The 24,142-nt window shown below is 70.8% G+C and carries 15 protein-coding genes; 12 read left to right on the top strand and 3 right to left on the bottom strand.

Translation table 11 applies throughout. The features are described 5' to 3' along the window. Nucleotides 1-48: 48 nt before the first annotated feature. The 4 genes from CSC68_RS05365 (at nucleotide 49) to CSC68_RS05350 (ending at nucleotide 11,293) form a co-directional block, all read left to right on the top strand. The gene (locus CSC68_RS05365; protein WP_162202498.1) at nucleotides 49-2,793 is read left to right on the top strand and encodes a TonB-dependent receptor; all 2,745 of its coding nucleotides are present in this window, start codon (nucleotides 49-51) and stop codon (nucleotides 2,791-2,793) included. A gap of 299 nt (nucleotides 2,794-3,092) precedes the next feature. Then, complete coding sequence (locus CSC68_RS05360; RefSeq protein WP_246193452.1) at nucleotides 3,093-6,251, top strand: TonB-dependent receptor; 3,159 nt, start codon at nucleotides 3,093-3,095, stop codon at nucleotides 6,249-6,251. Between the two features lie 120 nt (nucleotides 6,252-6,371). Further along, a complete protein-coding gene (pelA, locus tag CSC68_RS05355) occupies nucleotides 6,372-7,421 on the top strand; it encodes a pectate lyase (RefSeq protein ID WP_013533724.1) in 1,050 nt (349 codons plus the stop codon). A 62-nt stretch (nucleotides 7,422-7,483) separates the two neighbouring features. Continuing rightward, on the top strand, nucleotides 7,484-11,293 hold the full coding sequence (locus tag CSC68_RS05350) for a LamG-like jellyroll fold domain-containing protein (protein ID WP_162202496.1): 3,810 nt from the start codon (nucleotides 7,484-7,486) through the stop codon (nucleotides 11,291-11,293). 193 nt (nucleotides 11,294-11,486) lie between these two features. On the opposite strand, the gene CSC68_RS05345 is transcribed toward CSC68_RS05350, so the two are convergent. Continuing rightward, nucleotides 11,487-12,374 (bottom strand): rhamnogalacturonan acetylesterase, encoded by an 888-nt coding sequence (locus tag CSC68_RS05345; RefSeq protein WP_162202495.1) that lies wholly within the window; start codon nucleotides 12,372-12,374, stop codon nucleotides 11,487-11,489. Between the two features lie 227 nt (nucleotides 12,375-12,601). Between CSC68_RS05345 and CSC68_RS05340 the strand changes: the two genes are divergently transcribed. Further along, the gene (locus CSC68_RS05340; protein WP_013533721.1) at nucleotides 12,602-14,206 is read left to right on the top strand and encodes a family 43 glycosylhydrolase; all 1,605 of its coding nucleotides are present in this window, start codon (nucleotides 12,602-12,604) and stop codon (nucleotides 14,204-14,206) included. Nucleotides 14,207-14,220: 14 nt separating this feature from the next. After that, nucleotides 14,221-15,447 (top strand): sialidase family protein, encoded by a 1,227-nt coding sequence (locus CSC68_RS05335; RefSeq protein WP_162202494.1) that lies wholly within the window; start codon nucleotides 14,221-14,223, stop codon nucleotides 15,445-15,447. Nucleotides 15,448-15,464: 17 nt separating this feature from the next. On the opposite strand, the gene CSC68_RS05330 is transcribed toward CSC68_RS05335, so the two are convergent. Together CSC68_RS05330 and CSC68_RS05325 are read right to left on the bottom strand one after the other, a co-directional pair. Further along, entirely contained in the window at nucleotides 15,465-17,111 is a 1,647-nt protein-coding gene (locus tag CSC68_RS05330; RefSeq protein ID WP_013533719.1) for a carboxylesterase/lipase family protein, read from the bottom strand. A gap of 26 nt (nucleotides 17,112-17,137) precedes the next feature. Beyond that, on the bottom strand, nucleotides 17,138-18,109 hold the full coding sequence (locus CSC68_RS05325; RefSeq protein ID WP_162202493.1) for an alpha/beta hydrolase: 972 nt from the start codon (nucleotides 18,107-18,109) through the stop codon (nucleotides 17,138-17,140). Between the two features lie 156 nt (nucleotides 18,110-18,265). On the opposite strand from CSC68_RS05325, the gene CSC68_RS05320 reads away from it, so the two are divergent. The 6 genes from CSC68_RS05320 (at nucleotide 18,266) to kduI (ending at nucleotide 24,099) form a co-directional block, all read left to right on the top strand. Further along, nucleotides 18,266-19,105, top strand: a complete 840-nt coding sequence (locus CSC68_RS05320) for a 2-keto-4-pentenoate hydratase (RefSeq protein ID WP_211365689.1) — start codon at nucleotides 18,266-18,268, stop codon at nucleotides 19,103-19,105. After that, nucleotides 19,102-20,118 carry a TRAP transporter substrate-binding protein gene (locus tag CSC68_RS05315; protein ID WP_162202492.1) on the top strand — a complete coding sequence of 339 codons (1,017 nt, stop codon included), beginning with the start codon at nucleotides 19,102-19,104 and terminating at the stop codon, nucleotides 20,116-20,118. The genes CSC68_RS05320 and CSC68_RS05315 overlap by 4 nt, the downstream gene beginning before the upstream one ends. A 20-nt stretch (nucleotides 20,119-20,138) precedes the next feature. Continuing rightward, complete coding sequence (locus CSC68_RS05310; protein ID WP_013533715.1) at nucleotides 20,139-20,663, top strand: TRAP transporter small permease; 525 nt, start codon at nucleotides 20,139-20,141, stop codon at nucleotides 20,661-20,663. Beyond that, nucleotides 20,663-21,946, top strand: a complete 1,284-nt coding sequence (locus tag CSC68_RS05305) for a TRAP transporter large permease (RefSeq protein WP_162202491.1) — start codon at nucleotides 20,663-20,665, stop codon at nucleotides 21,944-21,946. Before CSC68_RS05310 ends, CSC68_RS05305 begins: the two co-directional genes overlap by 1 nt. 115 nt (nucleotides 21,947-22,061) lie before the next feature. Further along, a complete protein-coding gene (locus CSC68_RS05300; RefSeq protein ID WP_125165261.1) occupies nucleotides 22,062-23,114 on the top strand; it encodes a LacI family DNA-binding transcriptional regulator in 1,053 nt (350 codons plus the stop codon). A gap of 136 nt (nucleotides 23,115-23,250) precedes the next feature. Further along, complete coding sequence (gene kduI, locus CSC68_RS05295; RefSeq protein WP_013533712.1) at nucleotides 23,251-24,099, top strand: 5-dehydro-4-deoxy-D-glucuronate isomerase; 849 nt, start codon at nucleotides 23,251-23,253, stop codon at nucleotides 24,097-24,099. Nucleotides 24,100-24,142 lie beyond the last annotated feature (43 nt).

The following is a 24,142-nucleotide window of genomic DNA, read 5'->3' as shown; positions in this document are numbered from 1 at the left end:
TAGTCCAACGCACAACGCATTCCGAGATAGTCAGCCCTGGGAGGGGATATGCACACTCGTAGCAACCGCCGTAAGACACCGGTTACCTTGCTGGCCGCATCCATCGGCCTCGCGCTGCATGCACCTGTGTTCGCGCAAGAGACCGGGCAGGCGGTGGAACTGGACACCATCGTGGTGACCGGCTATCGCGCCAGCCTCGAGCGCGCCATCGACATCAAGCGTGGCGAGGCCGGCGTGGTCGACGCCATCGTCGCCGAGGACGTGGGCAAGTTCCCCGACCTCAACCTGGCCGAATCGCTGCAGCGCATTCCCGGCGTGGTCATCACCCGTGACGCCGGCGAGGGCCGCAACATCTCCGTCCGCGGCCTGGGCCCGGACTTCACCCGCGTGCGCATCAACGGCATGGAGGCGCTGACCACGGTCGGCTCCACCGACCAGAACGGCGGCACCAACCGCACCCGCGGCTTCGACTTCAACGTCTTCGCCTCGGACCTGTTCTCGCAGATGATCGTGCGCAAGACCGCGCAGGCCGACGTCGAGGAGGGCTCGCTGGGCGCCACGGTCGACCTGGTCACCGCGCGTCCGTTCGACTACAGCGGCTTCACCGTCGCCGCCAGCGCGCAGGCCTCCTACAACGACATGTCCGGCGACGCCACCCCGCGCGTGGCCGGCCTGATCGCCAACACCTGGGCCGACGGCAGGTTCGGCGCCCTGCTGTCGGTGGCCCACACCAAGCGCAAGGCGCTGGAGCAGGGCACCGGCACCGGCCGCTGGGCCAACGGCACCAGCAACGGCGGCTTCAATCCGGCCTCGACCTTCACCGATGCCATGTCCGCCGACGTGTTCCACCCGCGCTTCCCGCGCTACACCTGGATGGAGCACGACCAGGACCGCACCGGCGTGACCGCCTCGCTGCAGTTCAAGCCCGGCGACAACACCCAGTTCTCGCTGGACGGCCTGTACTCGAAGATCGACGCGACCCGCCGCGAGCACTACATCGAGGCGATCTCCTTCAGCCGCTCGGCCTCGCAGGGCGGCAAGCCCGAGACCATCGTCCGCGACGGCTACATCGACCCGGCCACGGGTGCGCTGCTGTACGGCCGCTTCGACGACGTCGACGTGCGCGCCGAGCACCGCTACGACGAGTGGGATACGGTCTTCAAGCAGGTCAGCCTGTCCGGCGAGCACGAGTTCAGCGACAGCTTCAAGCTGACCGGCAAGCTCGGCACCTCCTCGTCCCGGCACGACAATCCCGTGCAGGCGACGATCATGATGGACAAGCTCAACGTCGACGGCTACAGCTACGACTACCGCGGCGACAAGTGGGCGCCGGTAATCGACTACGGCATCGACCCGACCGATCCGGAAGGCTGGACCCTGTCCACCATCCGCATGCGCGCCAACAAGGTCGAGAACGACTTCGACGTCGGCCAGCTCGACTTCAACTGGAGCATCAGCCCCGGCTTCCGCCTCAAGGGCGGCGTGCTGGCCAAGGACTACGGCTTCAAGTCGATGGAGTGGCGCCGCACCGCCACCGAGACCATCGTGCCGGCGTTCTCGGACGGCACCCGGATCGTGCCGGTGGACATGGTGCAGATGGCGCGCCTGAGCGGCATGTCCGGTTCGCCGGGCCAGTGGGTGGTGCCGGACTTCGACGCCATCGCCGACCACTTCGACATCTTCAGCGGCGACGGCACCTTCGCCCTGTCGCCGTACGCGGCCAGCAACCGCAGCGTCGAGGAGAAGGACCGCGGCGCCTACCTGATGGGCGAGTTCTCCACCGACCTGGGCAACATCCCGTTCTCGGGCAACTTCGGCGTGCGCTACGTCAAGACCAAGCAGGCCTCGACCGGCATCGCCACCATCGCCGGCACGCCCACCCCGTTGACCGTCTCGCGCGAGTACAGCGACACCCTGCCGTCGCTGAACCTGGTCGCCGAGGTCGCGCCCGACCTGCTGGTCCGCTTCGGCGCGGCCAAGGTCATGAGCCGCCCGGGACTGGGCAGCCTGACCCCGGGCGTGACCGTCAGCGTCAGCGGCGGCTCGCGCAACGTCACCGGCGGCAACCCGGGCCTCGACCCGATCCGCGCCGAGACCTACGACCTGTCGGCCGAGTGGTACTTCCAGGACAGCGCGATGCTGAGCCTGGGGCTGTTCTACAAGGACATCGAGAGCTTCGTGCAGACCACCCGCGAGGTGCGGCCGTTCTACACCAGCGGCCTGCCGGCCAGCGTCGCCGAGGGCTTCGGCGTCAGCGCGAACGACGACTTCGTGTTCTCGGTGCCGGTCAACACCCCGGGCGGCCCGCTCAAGGGCGTGGAGGCGAACTTCATCCAGCCGTTCACCTTCCTGCCGGGCAACTGGGCCAACCTGGGCGTGCAGCTGAACTACACCTTCGTCGATTCGAAGATCCAGTACCTGACCAGCTCCGGCGCCGCTTCGCTGCGCACCGACCTGACCGGCCTGTCGCGGCACTCGTGGAACGCCACCCTGTTCTACGAAGGCCAGACCTTCTCCGGCCGCGTCTCGGCGACCAACCGCGACAACTACCTGATCCAGGTCCCGGGCACCGAGCAGGGCTTCACCAGCGACGTGCATGGCCAGAACGGCATCACCTACGTCGACGCCTCGCTGCGCTACAAGGTCAGCGAGCAGATCGAGCTGAGCCTGGAAGGCATCAACCTCACCAACGAGCCGTCGCTGCAGTCCTGGGTCGGCGCCGCCTCGCAGCTGCCGCTGGATTACAGCCTGACCGGACGCCAGTACCTGATGGGCATCCGCTACAAGTTCTGAGCATCCACGCCTGGACCCTGGAACCGGGGCGGCCCTGCCGCCCCGGTTTTCTTTTGCGTGCGGCCGACGCTTCCGCGGCACGCCTCCGCCGGTGCGCTCGACGGCGTCCACGGGAGACCCAGGCACCGCGTGCATCCAGGCCCCGCCTGCCTGCATGCGCTGTTGCGGCGCACGATGCGGGGCCGTGCAGGGGCTGCTACCTTCGGTTTGACTATCGGTGTCATCCGCATCGCCATGCGGTTCCCGACGACGGCGCCGACGGTTCCAAGCCACCACTGCATATGTCTTGGGAGGGACCCATGTCGCCGTACGTCCGTTTCGGAAAGACACCGGTTACCATGCTTGCCGCGGCCATCGGCCTTGCCCTGTCCGCGCCGCTCGCCGCACAGCAGGCTTCGCCCGATCCGACCGAGCTCGACGCGGTCACCGTCACCGGCTATCGCCAGAGCCTGCAGAAGTCGCTGGACGAGAAGCGCTACTCGACCGAGCAGGTCGACGCGATCTACGCCGAGGACATCGGCAAGTTCCCCGACCAGAACCTGGCCGAATCGATGCAGCGCATCGCCGGCGTGTCGATCGACCGCGAAGGCGGCGAGGGCCAGCGCATCTCCATCCGCGGCCTGGGTTCGGACTTCACCCGGGTCCGCCTCAACGGCCTGGAGGCGCTGGCCACCGCCGGCACCGGCACCGGCGGCGTGAACCGCAGCCGCGGCTTCGACTTCAACACCTTCGCCTCCGAGCTCTTCAGCCAGGTCAAGGTCAACAAGACCCAGTCGGCGCAGATGGACGAGGGTTCGCTGGGCTCGACCGTGGACCTGCGCGGTTCGCGCCCGTTCGACTTCGACGGCTTCCGCGCCTCGGCCAGCGCCCAGGCCGGTTACGGCGAGCTGGCGCGCGAGGTCGACCCGCGCGTCTCCGGCCTGGTGTCCAACACCTGGAACGACGGCCGCTTCGGCGCCCTGCTGTCGGCCTCCTACAGCCGCCGCAACGTGTACGAGGAAGGCTACAACCCGGTGCGCTGGGAACACGGCAACCACCGCAACTCCAACCAGTCCAACGCCAACAACAACGGTACCTACGGCTTCTGCTCGCCGGTCGGCTACGACCCGCAGACCCCGCGCAACCCGCTGCCCAACGAGACCCCGGCCGGCACCGGCTCGCAGGCCAACCAGGACCGCAACAGCGGCTGGGGCAGCTACGGCATCGACGCGGAGAACTGCGGCACCGGGCTGCCGCGCCCGGCGGCCACCCCGGAGAACATCGCCGCCTACGAGACCGCGACCAACGCCTGGATCCCGCGTTACCCGCGCTATATCCGCACCGCCAGCGAGATCGAGCGGCTGGGCCTGACCGGCGCCCTGCAGTGGCGCGCCAGCGACGACACCATCGTCAGCTTCGACGCCATGTACTCGGAACTGTCCAAGGACCAGCGCGAGGACTCGCTCGGCGCCAACCTGCACCGCGCCGCCAACCTCGGCGGCAAGACCCAGATCGTGGTGCGCGAGGCCGAGGTCGACGACCGCAACCGCCTGACCTATGGCGTGTTCGACAACGTCGACTTCCGCACCGAGGCCACCAGCATCGAGGAGACGACCAGGTTCCAGCAGTACAGCCTGTCGCTGGAGCACCACTTCAACGATGCGGTGCGGCTGGACGCGCAGCTGGGCCACTCCAGCTCCGACTACGAGCGTCCGGTGTTCTCGCTGGTCAGCTTCGACAATTCCAACCTCGACGGCTTCGTCCTGGACCTGCGCGGCAACCCGGACATGCCGCGCATGGGCTTCCCGTTCGCGCTCAACGATCCGGCGGCCTGGTCCTGGCGCGGATACGGTGTGGTACCGGTCAACAGCAACGGGACCGCGCGCGGGGCCAACATCAGCGAGGTCCGCCTCAACCCGCAGTCAGTCGAGAACACGTTCGACACCGCCAAGGTCGACCTGCAGTTCATCCTCAACCCGACGTTCTCCCTGCGCGCCGGCCTGGCGTACAAGGACTACGACATGCGCTCGGAGGAATACCGGCACATCAGCTACGGCCGCCTGGCCCAGGCCCTGCCGGACGGGGTGGGCGTCGGCGACCTCAGCACCACCCTGGACGGCTTCGGCCGCAACCTGTCCGGCGCGCCTTCGAGCTGGCTGACGCCGGACTTCGGCAAGGTCGCCGAGCTGCTGGACATCTACTGCAACTGCGACAACGGCCTGCAGGGCGGCGATTACCGCCTGGCGGGGGTCGGCCACTTCGGCTCCTCGAACAACAACTTCGAGGTCAACGAGCGCAGCATGGCCGGCTACCTGCAGCTGGATTTCAATACCGACCTGCTGGACCGCCCGCTGCGCGGCAACATCGGCGCGCGCCTGGTGGAAACGAAGATCACCGCCTCCGGCTGGGCGCCGTGCGCGGCTTCGGACCCGGCGCTCAACGCGTCCAACTGCGAGGCCTTCTTCGGCGTGGCCAACGCCACCTCGGCGCCGGGCGAGCGCTACCTGGTGCGCAGCGTCGTGAACCACAGCTACCAGGACGTGCTGCCCTCGCTGAACGTCGCCTGGGACCTCACCGACGAGCTGGTCCTGCGCTTCGGCGCGGCCAAGACCATGGCCCGCCCGACGCTGACCTACCTATCGCCCAGCGTCAGCGGCGGCCCGACCCAGTACTTCGATGACGGCCGGGTGTTCTCGATCAACCTCGGCAACCCGAAGCTGGACCCGTACCGCTCCACCAACTACGACCTCGGCCTGGAGTGGTACTTCGCCGAGGGCGCGCTGCTGTCCGGCGCGCTGTTCTACAAGGACATCGACAGCTACATCCAGCGCACCCGCCTGATCTCCACCTGGGGCGGCACGGGCTACTCGCTGGACCTGCTGCCGGCCGGTTTCGGCCCGGACACGCTGTTCAACGTGCAGAGCTACTACAACACCCCGGGCGGGCCGCTGAAGGGCTACGAGCTGACCTACCAGCAGCCCTTCACCTTCCTGCCCGGCATCTGGAGCAAGTTCGGCGTGCAGCTGAACTACACCCACGTGGAGTCCAGCATCAAGTACTGGTTCAGCACCTCGTCCAACGGCAACGCCACCGTGGTCACCACGGTCACCGAGAACGACCTGCTCAACCTGTCGCCGAATTCGTACAACGCCACCCTGTACTACGACGACGGCCGCTTCAGCGCGCGCGTTTCAACCAGCTACCGCGACGGCTACATCAGCGAGATCCTCAGCCGCGAGAACGTGTGGGACCTGGACGGCAACCAGCTGGCCACCGCCGACGTCACCGGCAAGCACTCGGTGGAGAACGTGGACTTCAACATGTCCTACCGCATCAACCCGCGCCTGACCGCGACCTTCGAGGCGATCAACCTGCTCGATACCCCCGACAGCCGCTACGTCGACTCCTCGCTCGAGCTGCCGGACCGCTACACCGTCAACGGCCGCCAGTACTACGTCGGCCTGCGCTACAGGTTTTGAGCCGTGCCACTCCGGTCGCCCTGCCCCTCCCGACTGAACGCGTGCGACCGGAACTTCCGGCCGCGCCCGGCCGCCATGGTTCCGCATGGCGACCGGGCGCCGGCCGGCTTTCGGCGACGGATGGCCCGCTGCCTGCGCGTGGCGGCGCTCGCCCTGGGGCTGGCGACCGCGCTGCCGGCCGGAGCGGCCACGGCCACCGTGCGCAGCGATCCGGTCGCGGAGAACATGCTGCGGCTGCAGACCGCCTCCGGAGGCTGGTCCAAGCATTACCGCGGGCGCGCGGTCGACTACCGCCAGCCGCTCGACGAAGCGGCGCTGCGCCAGCTGCGCGATCCGGCGCGGGTGGACGACGCCACCATCGACAACAACGCCACCACCAGCGAGATCGCCTACCTGGCCCGGGCGTACCGCGACACCGGCAACCCGGCCTACCTGGAGGCGGCGCGGCGCGGCGTCGATTACCTGCTCGCCGCGCAGTACCCGGGTGGCGGCTGGCCGCAGTTCCATCCGGACCACAGCGGCTACCGCAGCCAGGTCACGCTCAACGACGACGCCATGGTGCACGTGGTCGGCCTGCTGCAGGACGTGGCCGAAGGCCGCGATGGGCTTGATGCGCTGGGCCCGGACCATGCCCGCCGCGCGGCGCAGGCCGCCACCCGCGGCCTGGACTGCCTGTTGCGGCTGCAGGTCGTGCTGGATGGCCGCCCGACGATATGGGCCGCGCAGTACGACCGCGACACCCTGCAGCCGGCGCGTGCGCGCAGCTACGAGCTGCCGTCGCTGGCCTCGGCCGAGTCGGTCGGCGTGCTGCGCCTGCTGATGCGCCAGCCACGGCCGGATGCGCGCATCGTCGCCGCGGTCGAGGCCGGCGCGGCCTGGCTGCAGGCGCACCGCATCGACGGCCTGGCGCTGGAGCGCTTCGACGGTCCGGACGGACGCGACGCGCGCCTGGTGCCACGGCCGGGGGCCGGCCTGTGGGCGCGGTTCTACGACCTGCAGCGGCAGCAGCCCCTGGTGGTGGAACGCGACGGCAGCATCGTGCCGTTCGAGCAGCTGTCCCGTGAACGCCGCGCCGGTTATGCCTGGTATGGCACATGGCCGCAGCGCCTGCTGGAATCCGAGCTGCCGCAGTGGCGTCGTCGCCACGGGCTGCCCGCGCCCGGCCGTTGACCCGTGCGGCCTCCGGGCCCGGCAACGGGGATACTTCGATCCATCGTGGAAACGCACAACGCATGAACAAACCCAGCCGTCCGCTCCTGCTCGCCACCGCCGTCGCCCTGGCCCTCGCCCTGCCGCCGGCCCTCGCCCATGCACAGGAAGCACGACTGCTGTTCCGGGTCGCCGCCGACGAAGGCTTCGTCGCCGACCAGGCCGCCGGCGACCCGGTGCCCAACTTCCAGGACCGGGTGGAAATCGTGCCCGACGGCGTGCACGGCGGCGCGATCGAATGGGCCGACGACGGCGTGCTGTCATGGAATGCGCCGGGCAACATCCAGGCCCAGCGCGGCACCCTGTCGTTCTTCTGGCGCCCGCGCTACGCGGTGGGCGAGGCGCCGTTCGTGATCTTCCGCGTCGGCTACGCCGACCACAGCAGCTGGGACATGGCCTGGCTGCGCATCGACTGGAACGGCCACGGCTTCGATGCCTTCGTCACCGATGCCAACCTGGCGCGCACGCGGGTGTCGTTCCGCCTGGACGCGTTGCCGGACGCGGCCTCGTGGACGCACCTGGCCTTCGCCTGGGACGAGACCGCCGGCGTGCGCCTGTTCGTCGACGGCCGTGAAGTGGCTCGCCAGGACGCCACGGCCGACTACGACGCCGCACTGGACCAGTTGGGCCTGGCCGGCCGGGTGCTGGCGCCCTACCAGGGGCAGAGCCGCTACAACTTCCTGCGCGGCAGCGACTTCGACGAGATCCGCGTGTACGACCGCATGCTGCGCCCGGCCGCGGTGGCGGCGCTGGCGCGCGGCCAGGACCCGCCGCGCGCCGGCGGCGAGGCCCTGCCGGCGGCGCGTCGCCGCGCCGCCTGGCTGCACCGCCACGGCTGGGACCACGCCGCCCCGCCGGCGCTGGAGGCGCCGGTGACCACCATCCGCAAGCTCGAGTTCGCCGACGTGCGCGACAAGAAGCAGTGGATGTGGAAGGGCACCGACGGCATCCCCGAGACCACCTGGCCGGGCGTGTACAACCGCTCGCGCCTGCCGGGGCGCAACGACTACTTCCAGCTGCCGGACTGGAACACCTATGCCGAGGGCGGCTGGAACCTGGACCTGGCCCTGCCCGACGAGCCCTGGAACCGCGTCGAGATCCGCGGCGCCGCCTGGGGCCAGGCCAGCGCCGGCCCCTCGGCCGGGGCGCTGGAGCCGCTGTTCACCCGGCCGCAGGGCGTGGTGCGCAGCGTGCACACCTTCGGCGAGCGCCACGGCGGCCACCTGCGCTTCTCCAACGCCGAGCAGGAGACGCCGATCCAGGAGATCTGGGCCTACCACGTCAGCGACGCGCCCGAGCCGGAGGGCACGGTCAAGCAGCGCTACCTGGTGGACAGCCGGGTGCTGCCGGACTACGGCAACGTGCAGGGGCTGCTGGACTACATCCGCGGCCGCTACCCGGAAGGCGAGCGCAGCACGGTGATGGCCCTGCCGCGCGGCGCCGGGTCGCGCCGGCGCGACCCGGCCAGCCTGCCGGCCGATCCGGACCCCATCGTGCACATCCTAGTCCCGTCCGGCGTGGGCGACGCGCCGCCGGCGCAGCCGCTGATCCGCAGCTGGGCCTACAGCTGGGAGAACATGCACGACGGCCTGGACGGCATCGCCCTGGACATCCCCGCGCTGGACCTGCCGGCCACCCACGACGGGCTGATCCCGCTCAACATCCGGGTCAAGGACCCGATCTGGCCGGCGCGCGACATGATCGACGTGTCGGTGTCGGTGCGCCCGGGCCAGGCCCGCACGGTGTACCTGGACCTGCGCGACCGCATCCTCACCGCCGACAGCCTGTGGATCAGCGTGGCCAGCGCCGCGCCCGGCTTCAACGCCGCCTCGCTGGACGGCGCCGAGGTGCGCCTGGTGTTCAAGGCGCGCGAGGAGGCGAAGCGGGAGCACCTGGCCGACCGCTTCAACCAGGTGCGCGACAACTGGGGCTTCCTGGTCGAGGAGCACACCACCTCCAAGCGCCAGCGCCTGTACGCGCGGGTGTACGCCGACATCTCCGACCTGCTGCGGGTGGACCCGGACCACGAGCTGGGCCGCCTGTACTGGACCTACATCAGCTACGCCAGCCAGGGCCGGCCCCCGTTCAAGCAGCCCGAGCCGCCCAAGGGCGTGCCGCTGTGGGCCTTCCGCCAGCTGGAGGACCTGAAGTACGTGCGCCGCTTCGTGCAGTGGTGGATCGAGCAGCGCCAGGTCGAGTACGGCGACTTCGGCGGCGGCATCTCCGACGACAGCGACCTGGTGCAGCAGTGGCCGGGCCTGGCACTGATGGGCGTGATGCCGGACCGGATCAACGCCTCGCTGACCGCGCTGGCCGAGGCGGTGTACCGCAACGGCATGTTCACCGATGGCCTGAGCACCATCGAGACCGACGAGCTGCACGCCTACGAGGAGGGCATCAACTCCAACAGCGCGATGCTCTACCTCAACTGGGGCGATCCGCTGACCGTCGAACGGCTGATGGAGACGGTAAAGGCCTTCGACGAGCGCATCATCCTGCCCAACCCGCAGGGCCACCTGCTGTTCTCCAGCAACTGGTTCGGCGGCAACAAGGTCTACCGCGACCCCAACTGGCAGTGGCAGAAGCCGTATTCCTTCCCGGCGCTGCACCCGGCCTTCCTGGTGGGCCAGTGGAACGCCGATCCGACCAGCCGCAAGCTGATCACCGGCTTGGCGGACGGCTACCTCGCACACGCCTATTCCGCCGCGGACGGGCAATGGGTGCTGCCCAACGAGATCCACTGGGCCACCGGCCGGACGCGTGGCGGCGAGCTCAACAAGGGCTCCGGCGCCGGCGACGTGATGCACCTGTTCTGGGCGGCGTGGCGCTGGACCGGCGACGAGCGCTACCTGCGGGCGCTGAACTACCGGGTCGCCCGCGGCGGCCCGGCCGCGCTGTCCAACCTGGGCGAGAACTTCGTCCAGGTGCTGGGCCGCGAGCAGGACTGGGGCAAGGCCCTGGTCGAGGCCGCCGACCGCGGCAGCACCGGCTTTCCCGGGGTCACCGCCTGGCAGTTGACCGGCGACCGCCGTTACCTCGAGGAACTGCACGCCGAAGGGATCCGCGCCAAGGCCCAGCGCGAGTACATGAACACCGAGGGCCACTGGTGGTCCGACCGGGTCGAGGCGCCCTCGGAATTCCTGCAGCGCGCGCGCCTGGGCGGCATCGCGCTCAAGCGCAACCAGAGCTGGCCGGGGCATACCGTCAGCTGGCGCTTCGAGCGCGACGAGGCGGCGGAGGAAGTCGCGCTGCTGGTCGACGCGCCCTCGCGCGAGCGCTTCACCGTCACCGCGTTCAACACCGGCAAGCGTCCGGCGTCCGCGGAAATGACCACCTGGAACGTGGCGCCCGGCCTGTGGCGGGTGCGCAGCGGCGTGGACCGCGACGGCGACGGCAAGATCGACGGCAGGCGGAGCGAGCGCCAGGTAAGGCTGGAGAAGAGCCGCTCCACCGGACTGGTGTTCACCCCGGGCCGGCACCAGGTGTTCGAGTTCGAGCTGGTGGAGGCCGGCACCCCGGTTGAGACCCGTCCGGACCTGGGCATCGGCCGCGGCGACGTGCGCGTGCAGGGCGACCTGGTCGAACTGACCGTGCACAGCCTGGGCCATGTCGCCACGCCGGCCGGTTACGCGGTGCTGGAAGACGCGCGCGGACGCGAGCTGGCACGCGTCGCGCTACCGGCCCTGGCTGCGCCGCTGGATCTGGAACCGAAGACGGCGCAGGTACGGCTGCCGCTGGGAGGCCGCGATCCGCACGGCCTGAGGGTGCGGGTGGCCCTTGATGGCGAAGCCGCGGAAGTGACCCTGCTCAACAACCTGAGGCCGCTGCACTGAGCAGCAGCCGGCCGCCCCGCACGGGGCGGCGGCCGGCCTGCATGTCGCCGGGGACGCGACGCCAACGCGCCGCCATGGCGCCCGCGCATGCAGGCGGTTCCCCTGGTCGCACGGGAGGTGTAGCTGGCCCGTGCAGACCAGGGAGCGGCCTCTGCGCAGTGGCCCGACCTCGTCGGGGACCGGGCCTGTTGCCTCAGGGAATCAGGTTGCGGCGCAGTTCCGGCACGGCGCGGGCCAGCTCGTCGGCCACGATCGCGGCGAAGAACCCGGCACCCTCCGTGCCGAGATGGGTGTAGTCGAAGGCTTCCTTGGGCGTGCCCATGGGTTCGGCCGCGGCGTTGGCCTGCACGGTGGCGGCCGCTGGCGTGGCCGCTGGCGTCACCGGCGCCATGCCGATGGTGCTTCCGGCCTGGGCCGCGACCACCTGCTGCGGCGCCGGTCGCGCCTGGGCGAACCGCATCGCCTGCACCGGGCCCATCCCCTGCACCGCCGCGGTGCTGCGCGCGTGCAGGTCCACCAGCGGCACCTGCAGCTCGGCGGCAACCCGGCGGGTGGCCTCGGCCCAGGGCGCCAGGTCGTCGACCAGGCGGCCGTCGCTGAACTGGCGGCGGGTCAGCGGCGTCAGCAACACCGGCCTGGCGCCCGCGGCACGGATCTCGCGCACGTAGGCACGCAGGTTGCCGGGGAACTCGCGTTGCAGGTCGGTGGAACGCCCGGGCTTGCCCGGCTGGTCGTTGTGGCCGAACTGCACCAGCACGTACACGTCCTGGTAGGGCCCCGGCCGCATCTCGTGCAGGGCGATGTCCCAGGAGCCCTCGGCGCGGTAGTTGTAGGTGCTGCGTCCGCCGCGGGCGAGGTTCACGCAGGCCAGGAAGGAGCTGACGTGGCGCGCGCAGAACGCCGGGCCCCAGCCACCCTGCACCGCGGTGGTGGAATCGCCGACCAGCACGATCTTGCTCGCGCGTATCGGGCTGACGGGCGGACGCTTGCTGATCGAAGGATCCGGCGCCGCCAGGGCCGGCAGCGACAGGCCCAGCAGAAGCAGCAGGGTTCCGGACCTGGAAAACTCTCCCTTGCGCATCAGTCACCTGTAGGTCGAGGGTGGGCCGGAAGCGGCGTCGCGCGGCTGACTGTCGGTGTCATTCTGTGACGTCCCGGACCGCCTCCGGAGGCGTCCAATGTAGCCGCGGATGCCGCGCAAACCTTGCTGCAACGCAGGATGCCCCACCGGCGAATGCTCTGGTACGGTCCGTTTGACCATCGGTGTCATCCGAATTGCGGTCCACCCTGTTTCCCGAAAGGAGCACCATGCCGACGTCCTTCCTCCCGAGATTCCCCGTGCTCGCCGCCCTGCTGCTGGCCGGCGCCGTCTCCACGGCTGCCGCGGCCGGACCGGCCAGCCCGTGGAAGCGCGGCATCGAGAACCAGCGCCAGGCGGACCTGGGCGATGGCACCTTCCTCAACCCGGTCTTCCCGGGTGACCGCCCCGACCCCTCCGTGCTCAAGGACGGCGACGACTACTACCTGACCCTGTCCTCGTTCGACGCCTATCCCGGCCTGCCGATCTGGCATTCGCGCGACCTGGTCAACTGGGTGCCGCTGGGCCATGCGATCACCAGGAACGTCGGTTCGATCTGGGCGCCGGACATCGTCAGGCACGAGGGCCGCTACTACATCTACTTCCCGGCACGCACCGGCGGCACCGAGGGCAGCGTGCGCAGCAACTGGGTGGTGTGGGCCGACGACATCCGCGGCCCGTGGAGCGAGCCGGTGGAGCTGGGCCTGGGCAAGTACATCGACCCGGGCCACGCGGTCGGCGAGGACGGGAAGCGCTACCTGTTCCTCAGCGGGGGCGACTACGTGCAGCTGTCCGACGACGGGCTGCGCGTGGTCGGCGAACCGAAGCACGTCTACGACGGCTGGAAGTACCCCGAGAGCTGGGACGTCGAGGGCTACGCCCAGGAAGGCCCGAAGATCCACAAGCGCGGGCAGTGGTACTACATGACCACCGCGGTGGGCGGCACCGCCGGCCCGCCGACCGGACACATGGTGATCACCGCGCGCTCCAAGTCGATCCACGGGCCGTGGGAGAACTCGCCGCACAATCCGATCACCCGCACCCGGAGCCGCGACGAACCGTGGTGGTCGCGCGGCCACGCCACCGTGGTCGAAGGTACCGACGGCCGCTGGTGGATGATCTACCACGGCTACGAGAACGGATACTGGACCCTTGGCCGGCAGGCGCTGCTGGAGCCGATCGAGTGGACCGACGACGGCTGGTTCCTGGCCCGCGGCGGCGACCTCGGCAAGCCGCTGCGCAAGCCCAGCGGCGAGGCCATCGGTGCGCATGGCATGGCGCTGTCCGACACCTTCGACGGCACGTCCCTCGGGCACCAGTGGTCGTTTTACGACCCTGGCCGGGACGAGTACGACCGCCTGTCCTTCGGCAACGGCGCGATGGGCGTGCAGGGCAAGGGCCGCACCCCGGCCGACAGCTCGCCGCTGACCGTGATCGCCGGCGACAAGGCCTACCAGTTCGAAGTGGAACTGGAGATCGAGCCGGGCGCGGTCGGCGGCGCGCTGCTGTTCTACAGCGACCGCCTCTACGTCGGCGTGGGCAGCAACGGCGAGCGCTTCATCATGCACCGCTACGGCCAGGAGCGTCCGGTGGAAGGCCTGCCGCCGGGCAAGGGCGGCAAGCTGTGGCTGCGGGTGACCAACAACCAGCACATCGTCACCTTCCACACCAGCCGCGACGGCAAGCGCTGGGAAAAGTACCCCGTGCAGATGGAGGTGTCCGGCTACCACCACAACGTGGCCGGGCAGTTCCTGGCGCTGAAGCCGGCGATCTATGCCGCGGGTAGCGGCAAGGTGCACTTCCGCGACTTCCGCTACCGCGCGCTCGATTACTGAGCGCGGCCGGCGGAATGCGACGCACGCGTGCATGCCTGGCGCTGGTGCTGGCCACGGCCAGCGCCATCGCCGCGGCCACCGATCCGGCGACGCCGGCATCGCCTCCCTACGCGTTGGCCACCGGCCTGTTCGATGCGCAGGCCCCTGACCTGGGGCTGCGCCCGGCGGCCGGCACCACCAGCGCCACCGTGTTCCGGGCGGATCCGGCGAGCGGCATGTTCAACAACGGCGCGGTGCCGGTGGTATTCGGGGGCCGGCTCTACGTGCAGTGGCAGAACTCCGCGCGCGACGAGGACTCGCCCGACACCCGCGTGCTCTACAGCCGCAGCGACGACGGCGTGCACTGGAGCCGGCCCGAGGTGCTGATGGAGGCAGGCAGTGGCGGCGCCATGCATTCCGGTGGCGGCTGGTGGAGCGATGGCCGGACCCTGGTCGCGTACATCAACGTCTGGCCGTCCGGCTTCCAGTCCGGCGCAGGTGGCTGGACCGGCTACCGGCTCAGCACCGACGGCGTGCAGTGGACGCCGCTGCGGCCCGTGCTTGGGACCGGTGGCGCCCCCGTGCCGGGCGTGATCGAACAGGACCCCCACGCGCTTTCCGACGGCCGCATCCTCGCCGCCTTCCACCTCCGGCCGGGGATCCTCGCCGCGCCGTTCTTCAGCGACGATCCGCTGGGCCTGGCCGGCTGGCAGCGCGGCGCGATGCGCAACCTGCCGCATGCAGGCCCCGCCAGCCGCGAGCTGGAACCGAGCCTGTTCCTGCGCCGCGCCAAAGACGGCGGGGAGTGCGCGGTGATGGTGTTCCGCGACCAGGGCGACAGCTACCGCCAGCTGGCCAGCGAGAGCTGCGATCGCGGCGGCACCTGGACCGTGCCGGCGCTCACCCCGATGCCGGATTCGCGCGCCAAGCAGAGCGCCGGCAACCTGCCCGACGGCAGCGCCTTCCTGGTCAACGCACCCAGCGGGCAGCGCGAGCGCATGCCGCTGGCCGTGACGCTGTCGGCCGACGGCCGCTGCTTCGACCGTTCCTTCCTGCCGCGCGGCCGCGACGCGCTGCCGCCGTTGCGCGCCGGGGGCCGCTACAAGCGCCCCGGCTACCACTATCCCAAGAGCGTGCTGTGGGACGATCGCCTGGTCGTGGCCTACGCGGTGAACAAGGAGGACGTGGCCGTGACCTGGGTGCCGCTGCGATCGCTGGCTGCCGGCGCTGCCGGTACGGATCGCTGCCCGGCACCGTCCTGAGCACGGCGCCGGCCGGGCTACATCGTCCCGCGCTGCACGAACGGCGCCTGCTGCCAGAACGCGCGTTCGCCGCCGCGGGGATCGTCGGCCAGCGATGGCGGCACGTCGAACAGCAGGGTCTGCCGCCGCGGCAAGGTATAGGGCTCCCAGTGCGGGAGGCCGGGATGGTTGGGATCGCCATGCCGGGCCAGCGCCAGCAGCGCGCCGGACATGGCCTCGGCCACCTGCTGCGCGGCCGCGCCCTCGCCGGTGCGCGAGCCGGGCTGGCGGATGTTGTCGAACACCAGCGGGATGTCCAGGGTGTGGAAGGCGCGGAATTTCCCGCCGTCCAGCGGAGAACCCCAGTCCAGCTGGTAGGCCCAGGTCGGCGCCGCGCCACGCGCCTGGCGCGCGCGCGCTTCCAGCTCCTCCACCGCGCCGCGCCAGGACCGCCCGGCGGTGGTGGCGGCGAAGAACACCTCCGACGGCGTGTAGTGCGGGTACAGCGCGCGGTAATGCGCGACCACCAGGTCGGCGCGGATGTCCACGTACTGCTGCTTCTCCAGCCGCGCCGGCAGTTCTTCCCAGCCCAGCTCGAAGTTCGCCGGATCGCCGCCGAGGAAGGCGCGGGTCTCGTCGCGGGTATTGCCGACCACCATCGGGATCGCGGCCGACTGCGCCGGCGCGTCGGGCCAGAACGGATGCCGCGGCAGAACCTCCCCGTCCATCACCGGGCCGAAGTAGAGGCGCGTGTCCTCGACCCGGGAGAAGTCGCGCGCGGTCGTGCCCTCCACGATGCGTTGCGCCGGCAACGCCTGCAGGCGGGCCAGGGCGTCGCCGGCGTCCGGATCGATGCCCACGGTGCGCAGGAACAGTTGCGCACGCTGGGTCGCCGCGCGCGGGCCGGCGGCGGTGACCTGCTGCCCGCTCATGGTCCAGGCCTTGTGGAACAGGCCGCGCGCGGCGGGCATGGCCATCAGGGTCGCGATCTTGGCGCCGCCACCGGACTGGCCGAACACGGTGACGTTTCCCGGGTCGCCGCCGAAGCGGGCGATGTTGTCGCGCACCCACTGCAGCGCCAGCACCAGGTCCAGCTGCCCGGCGTTGCCGGAGCTGCCGTAGCCCGCGGCGAGCAGGCCGAGGTAGAGGTAGCCGAATGCGTTGAGGCGATGGTTCACGGTCACCACCACCACGTCGCCGCGCGTGCACAGGCGCGTGCCGTCGTACAGCGGGTCGCTGCCGTTGCCGGCGTCATAGCCGCCACCGTGGATGTAGAACAGCACCGGCCGCCTGGCCCTCGGGTCGGTGTCGGGCGTCCAGACATTGAGGAACAGGCAGTCCTCGCTGCCCATGCCCTCGCGCGAGCGCTGTGGCGCCTGGGCGCCATACGCGGTGGCGTCCTGTACGCCGCGCCAGGGCGCGGGCGGCAACGGTGCGCGGAACCGCACCGGCGCGGTATCGGCGCCGTAGCGGATGCCGCGGAAAACCTGCACTCCGTGCTCGCGCAGGCCACGCACGCGGCCATGGACGGTGGCCACGACCGGCGCGGGCGGCGCCGCGAACGCCGGCAGGGAGGTGCCGGCTGCAAGCGCCAGCGTCGACGCGGCGGCGCCGGCCCGGAGCAGGCGTCGGCGACCGGCATCGACCTGTGGCTCGGTCGGGCGGGATGGCGGTTGCTGGGTCATGCGGCCTCCACTGTCGGGATCGGGGTTCACCTGCCGGCGCCGGCATCGCGCGGCGGCGCCTGGACATCGATCCAGGCGCGCACCATCGCCGGCCACAAGGCCAGGCTGCCGTGCGCCTGGCGCACGCCGAAGCCGTGGCCGCCGTGCGCGTAGAGGTGGGTTTCGTGGTCGATGCCGGCGGTACGCAACGCCGCGTCCAGCAGCAGCGTGTTCTCCACGGGCACCGTTCCGTCATCCTGCGCGTGCAGCAGGAACACCGGCGGGGTCGTAGCGTCGACCCGGTTCTGCAGCGAGTACGCACGCACCGCCGCCGCGTCCGGCGAAAGGCCCAGCAGGCGCTCGCGCGACCCCGGGTGCGCGTGGGCACCCATGTCGATCACCGGATACACCAGGACCGCGTAGGCCGGCCGCGCCGGCTGGCGGTCGGCCTCGTCCACCGCCGGGTACACGCGCTCTGCATGGCGGGTGGCCAGGCTGGCGGCGACGTGGCCCCCGGCGGAAAAGCCCATCACGCCGACGCTGTCCGCGTCGATGCCCCACTCGGCGGCGCGCTGGCGCACCAGGCGGATGGCGCGCTGGGCATCGGCCAGCGGCACGTCGCGTGGCTCCCGGTGGCCCTCCCCCGGCAGCCGGTAGTGCAGGACGAACAGGGTCAGCCCGTCCTCGCCGGCGAAGTGCGGGACCAGGGCCGTGCCCTCCTTGTCGACCACCACCCGCTGGTAGCCGCCGCCCGGCACCACCAGCAGGCCGCGGCCGTCGGGGCGGGCAGGCCGGTACACGCTGAGGAACGGCTGGCCGATGTTGTCGACGTAGCGGTCCGGTAGCCGCGGATCGCTGCTGCGCTCCACCACGCGTTGCTCCAGGGCCAGGCCTTCGGAGCCGGGCGGCGTGCCCGGCCACAGGGGAATGTGCGGCGGCGCCCCGGCCGCCGCCGCGGGAGCGGCCGCGCCGGCGATCGCCAGCGGCAGCAGCAATCGCGCCAGGAAGGGTGGAACCATGCTCTCCTCCGATGCCCGCAACAGGTGCCTGCGCGTACAGTCCGGCGGTTTTGCCGCACTGCACATTGCTACATGACACCGGTTTACCATATACCGCTTCTCGAGCGCCGTCGTCTGGCGGCGCAGCATGCATTCGCATTGGACATCGGAGGCGCCTTGAGCACCGAGCACGGCAATGGAACCGGCGGACTGCCACCGGAACTGGCGGCGATCGCCGAACGCTTCACCACCGCCCGCAGCCGCGGCGCCTCGCTGCCGGCATTCCCCGGGGACATCCCCGCGGACCTGATGACCGCCTACCGGGTCCAGGACGCGGCCATCGCCCGCTGGCCCGACCGGGTGGTCGGCTGGAAGGTCGGCTACATCGCGCCCGAACGCCGCGACGGCTCCGGCGACGAGCGCCTGCTGGGCCCGATCTTCGCCCGCCACCTCTGGATTGCTACCGGTGGTACGGAGCAGGTCCCGGTGTTCGCCGGCGGGTTCGCGGCGATCGAGGCCGAGTACGTGCTGCGCCTGGACGCCGACGCGCCCGCCGACAAGCTGGAATGGACCCCGGACGAGGCCGCGGCGCTGCCGTCCACCCTGTTCGCCGGCATCGAGATCGCCAGCAGCCCGCTGGCCACGATCAACGAGCTCGGCCCGCGCGTGGTCGTGTGCGACTTCGGCAACAACAACGGGCTGCTGCTGGGTCCGGAAATCCCGGACTGGACGACGCTGGACGAAGCCAGCCTGCTGGCCGACACCTCGATTGACGGGCAGGCCGTCGGCAGCGGCGGCGCCAGCCGCCTGCCGGGTGGCCTGCGCGCGGCCTTCGCCTTCGCCCTGGCCCGCTCCGCGCGGCGCGGCCGGCCGCTGCGGCGCGGCGAGCTGATCGCCACCGGCAACGCAACCGGCATCCACGACATCGGCGTCGGCCAGACCGGCACGGTGGTGTTCGACGGCCATGCCACGCTGCGCTGCGTCGCCGTGGCCTCGGCGGGCGAGGATCCGGCATGAAGGGGCTGACCCGGCGCCGCCTGCTGCTGGCCGGGGCTTGGGCCTGTGCCCTGCCGCTGGCCGCGCCGGGCCGGCTGCTGGCCGCCGCCAGCGGCGCCGGCGAGGGCGCGCGGGTGCTGACCGCCACCGACGTGCATGTGTCCGACTACCCGACCGTGGAAGCGGTGCGCGGGATCGGCCAGGCCCTGCGCGAACGGACCGGTGGCCGCCTCGACATCCGCCTGTACCACTCCGGCCAGCTGGGCCGCGAGAGCGAGGCGATCGACATGGCGCGCTTCGGCGCCATCGACATCACCCGCGTGTATTCCGGCGCGCTCAACAACGCGTTCCCGCTGACCCGCGCCCTGTGCCTGCCGTACGTGTTCGACTCGGTGCAGCACATGCGCCACGCGCTGGACAACGGCGTGGCCGACGAAGTGCTGCGCGGGTTCGAGAGCCGCGACCTGGTCGGCCTGGCGGTCTACGACAGCGGCGCCCGCTGCTTCTACAACACCAAGCACCCGATCGTGGTGCCACGGGACCTGCACGGCCTCAAGCTGCGCGTGGCCTCCTCGGACATCTTCATCCAGCTGGTGCGCCTGCTCGGCGCCAACCCGACGCCGATGTCGCTCGGCGACACGTTCTCCGGCATGGAGACGCACATGATCGACGGCGCCGAGAACAACATGCGCAGCTTCCACTCCAGCCGCCACTTCGAAGCCGCGCGCTTCTGGTCGGAGACCGGGCACTCGCACGCGCCCGACATCCTGCTGGTGTCGCGCAGGACCTTCGAGGCGCTGTCGCCGCCGGACCGCCGCCTGCTGCTGGAAACCGCGCGCGCCTCGGTCGACGTCATGCGCCGGCACTGGGACGCCTCCGAGGAGCGCGCGCGCCAGGCCGTGCTGGCCGCCGGCGTGCAGGCAAACGAGGTCGACATGGATGCGTTCCGCGCCGCCGCGCGCCCGCTGCTCGAGCAGTACCTGCGCGACCCGGCCATCGCCGGCCTGCACCAGCGCATCCGCGCGCTCGCCTGAACCCCTTCCTGGAACCCGCGATGTCCGAACCCGTGACCGTCCCGCCCACCGGCGCCCAGCGCGTCCTGGACCTGATCGCCACCGTCGCCATCGGCATCGCCGCCGCCGCCCTGCTCGGGCTGGTGGTGGTGCAGGGCTGGCAGGTGTTCGCCCGCTACGTGCTCAACGACTCGCCGAGCTGGACCGAGCCGGTGACCCTGCTGCTGCTGGCCACCGCCATGAGCCTGGGCGCGGCCACCGGCGTGCACACCAACCGCCACTTCGGCTTCTTCCTGCTGCACGACCACGTGCGCCCGGGCATGCGGACCGCGATCGACGTGGTGGTGCAGCTGGTGGTGGCCACGATCGGCGCGGTGCTGGCGTGGTGGGCCTCGGTGCTGCTGCTGGACGGCCTGCACATCAAGGCTGCCGGCGCGGCCCTGCCGCAAAGCATCAACTACCTCCCGCTGGCCGCCGGCGGCGCGCTGATGGTGCTGTTCGCGCTCAACCGGCTGGCGCTGGCATTGCTGCCGCACCAGGCCGCCGCCATGGAAGGAGACCGCTGATGGCCATCGCCCTGCTGTTCCTGGTGTTCGCCGTGCTGCTGGTGATCGGCGTGCCGGTGGCGTTCGCGCTGGCCGCGGCGGCGCTGGCGACCCTGCTGTACCTGGACCTGCCCTCGGTGGTGCTGGTCCAGCAGGTGTCGGCCGGCACCGGCTCGGCCTCGCTGATCGCGATCCCGCTGTTCATCTTCGCCGGCGAGATCATGATGCGCGGCGGCATTTCCGAACGCCTGATCGCGCTGGCCGCCTCCCTGGTGGGACGCATGCGTGGTGGCCTGGGCCAGGTCTCGATCCTGTCCTCGCTGTTCTTCGGCGGCGTGTCCGGCTCGGCCATCGCCGACGTGTCCGCGGTCGGCGGCACGATGATCCCGCAGATGGTCAAGCGCGGCTACGACCGGGACTTCGCGGTCAACGTCAGCATCACCGCGGCGCTGGTCGCGCTGCTGGTGCCGCCCTCGCACAACCTGATCCTGTTCTCGGCCGCGGCCGGCGGCGGCCTGTCGATCGCCGACCTGTTCGCCGCGGGCATCGTCCCGGCGCTGATGATGACCGCCACGCTGATGACCACCGGCTACCTGGTCGCGCGCCGCCGCGGCTACGGCGTGGAGCTGTTCCCGGGCTGGCGCGCGGTGTTGCTGCGGCTGGTCGCGGCGCTGCCGGGCCTGGGCCTGGTGACCCTGATCTTCGTCGGCATCCGCGCCGGCATCTTCACCGCGGTCGAGTCGGCGGCCATCGCCGTGGTCTACGCCCTGCTGGTGACCATCGTCCTGTACCGCCAGCTGCGGCTGAAGGAGTTCCTCGAGACCGTGGTGCACGCGGCGCGCAGCACCGGCGTGATCCTGTTCGTGATCGCCACCGCGGCCGTGTTCGGCTGGCTGCTGGCCTACCTGCAGGTACCGGCGGCGGCGGTGGAGTTCCTGCAGTCGATCGCGCACAGCAAGTACGCGGTGCTGCTGATGATCGTGGTCATGCTGCTGCTGCTGGGCACCTTCATGGACCTGGCGCCGATGATCCTGATCTGCACCCCGATCTTCCTGCCGGTGGCGCGCGCCTACGGGATCGCCCCGATCCACTTCGGCCTGGTCCTGGTGCTGACCGGCGGCCTGGGCCTGGTCACCCCGCCGGTGGGCTCGGTCCTGTTCATCGGCACGGCCATCGGCAAGATCAGCGTCGGCCAGGCCATGCGCTCGATCTGGCCGTTCTGGCTGGCCGGGCTGGGCGTGCTGCTGGTGGTGGCGTTCTTCCCGCAGCTGTCGCTGTGGCTGCCGGCCCTGCTGCGGGGCTGATCCGGGCGCCCGGGACGGCGGCAAGCCCGGCCGCCGCGGGCCGCCTGGCGTGCCCCGCCCCTCGCCGGGCCGCGGCTCCGGCTAGAATCCAACCGATATTCCCGTGAAGCCGAACATGCCCGCGCGCAAGAGCCCAGATACGGCCTCCCGGATTCCCTCCGGCAAGGCAGCCACCATCAACGACATCGCCCGCCTGGCGGGGGTGTCGAAGAAGACCGTTTCGCGGATCATCAACAACTCGCCCCTGGTCCGCAAGGACACCCGCGAGAAGGTCGAGGCGCTGATGCGGGAAGTCGGCTACACGCCCGACCCGCTGGCCCGCGGGCTGGCGTTCCGGCGCTCGTTCCTGATCGGCATGGTCTACGACAACCCGACCGCGCAGTACATCGTCGACATGCAGTACGGCGCGCTGGACGCGCTGCGCGATTCGGGCTTCGAGCTGGTGGTGCACCCCTGCGACAGCCGCACGCCGAATTACATCGACGGGGTGCGCCGCTTCGTCCAGCAGCAGAAGCTGCACGGGGTGATGCTGGTGCCGCGCGCCTCGGAGGACCAGAAGCTCGCGGACATGCTGGCCGAACTGGGCTGCCGCTACAGCCGCATCGTGCCGGTGGGCTTCGAGGACAACGACGGCCGCATGATCGTCACCCACGACCGCGAGGGTGCGGTCGAGGCGGCCGACTACCTGCTGACCCTCGGCCACCGCGACATCGCCCTGATCACCGGCCCGCTGACCTACCGCTCGGCCATCGAACGCACCAACGGCTTCCTCGACACCCTGGCCCAGCGCGGCGTGGAGGTGCCGAAGGCGCGCATCATCGAGGCCAGCTACACCTTCGAGTCCGGCGTGGCCGCGGCCGAGAAGCTGTTCGCGGCCAGGCAGCGCCCGACCGCGATCTTCTGCGGCAACGACGAGATGGCGGCCGGCGTGTACAAGGTCGCACTGCGCGCGGGCATCAGCATCCCGCGCGACCTGTCGGTGGTCGGCTACGACGACAGCCCGCTGGCCTCGCGCCTGTGGCCGTCGCTGACCTCGGTCCGCCGGCATACCCGCGACACCGGCCGGATCGCCGCCGGAACCCTGATCCGCACCGATACCGCCCCGCTGGCGGTTGCCAGCGTGCGCCCGCACCTGATCGTCCGCGACTCCTGCCAGCCACCGCCCTGAGGCGGCTTTCCCCCTGCCTTCCCGCGCCCCGCGCGGAATGGCGCAGCGCAGAATGACACCGGTTACCAGAAGGCCTAGAATCATCCGCGATGGATAGGGACCGCCCCCGGTCCCCCGCTTGCCAGGAGCCGTACCGATGTACCAGAAGACCTATTACGCGACTCATCCCGGCGTGATGCAGGGCGCCAGCAACGACGAGCTGCGCGACCTGTACCTGATCGGCGAGCTGTTCGCCGCCGACGAGGTCCGCCTGAACTACACCCATTACGAGCGCTTCGTGATCGGCGGTGCCGCCCCGGTTGGCAAGACCGTGTCGCTGCCGCGCCAGGTCGAGCCGGCCTCGGCCGCGGGCAAGCCGTTCCTGGAGCGCCGCGAGCTGGGCGTGATCAACGTCGGCGCCGGCACCGGCACGGTGACCGTCGACGGCACCGAGTACGTGCTTGGCCCGAAGGACGGCCTGTACGTGGCCATGGGCAGCGAGGAGGTCAGCTTCTCCTCGGCCGACGCATCCAGCCCGGCCAAGTTCTACCTCGCCTCGACCCCGGCGCACGCCCGCTTCGAGACGAAGAAGCTGTCGATCAAGGACGCCGTGGCCCTGGACCGCGGCGCGCTGGAGACCAGCAACGAGCGCACCATCTACCAGTTCATCGTGCCGTCCACCTGCCAGTCCTCGCAGCTGCTGCTGGGCCTGACCGTGCTCAAGCCGGGCAGCGTGTGGAACACCATGCCGCCGCACCTGCACGACCGCCGCAGCGAGGTCTATTTCTACTTCGACCTGGGCGCGGACGACCGCGTCTACCACTTCATGGGCCAGCCGGACCAGCAGCGGCACATCGTCATGCGCAACGACGAGGCCGTGGTCTCGCCGCCGTGGTCGATCCACATGGGATCGGGAACCTCCAACTACGCCTTCATCTGGGCGATGGGCGGCGAGAACCTGGACTACACCGACATGCACGTGCTGGACATCTGCCAGCTCAAGTAATGCCCGCGCCGCCGCCCGCCGGCGGCGCCCCTCGCCGGTGGAC

It is taken from the genome of Pseudoxanthomonas suwonensis (genome assembly GCF_010093235.1).
Taxonomy (GTDB): domain Bacteria; phylum Pseudomonadota; class Gammaproteobacteria; order Xanthomonadales; family Xanthomonadaceae; genus Pseudoxanthomonas; species Pseudoxanthomonas suwonensis.
Note: the sequence above shows the minus strand (reverse complement) of the source record. Positions and strands in the feature narration are given on the sequence as shown.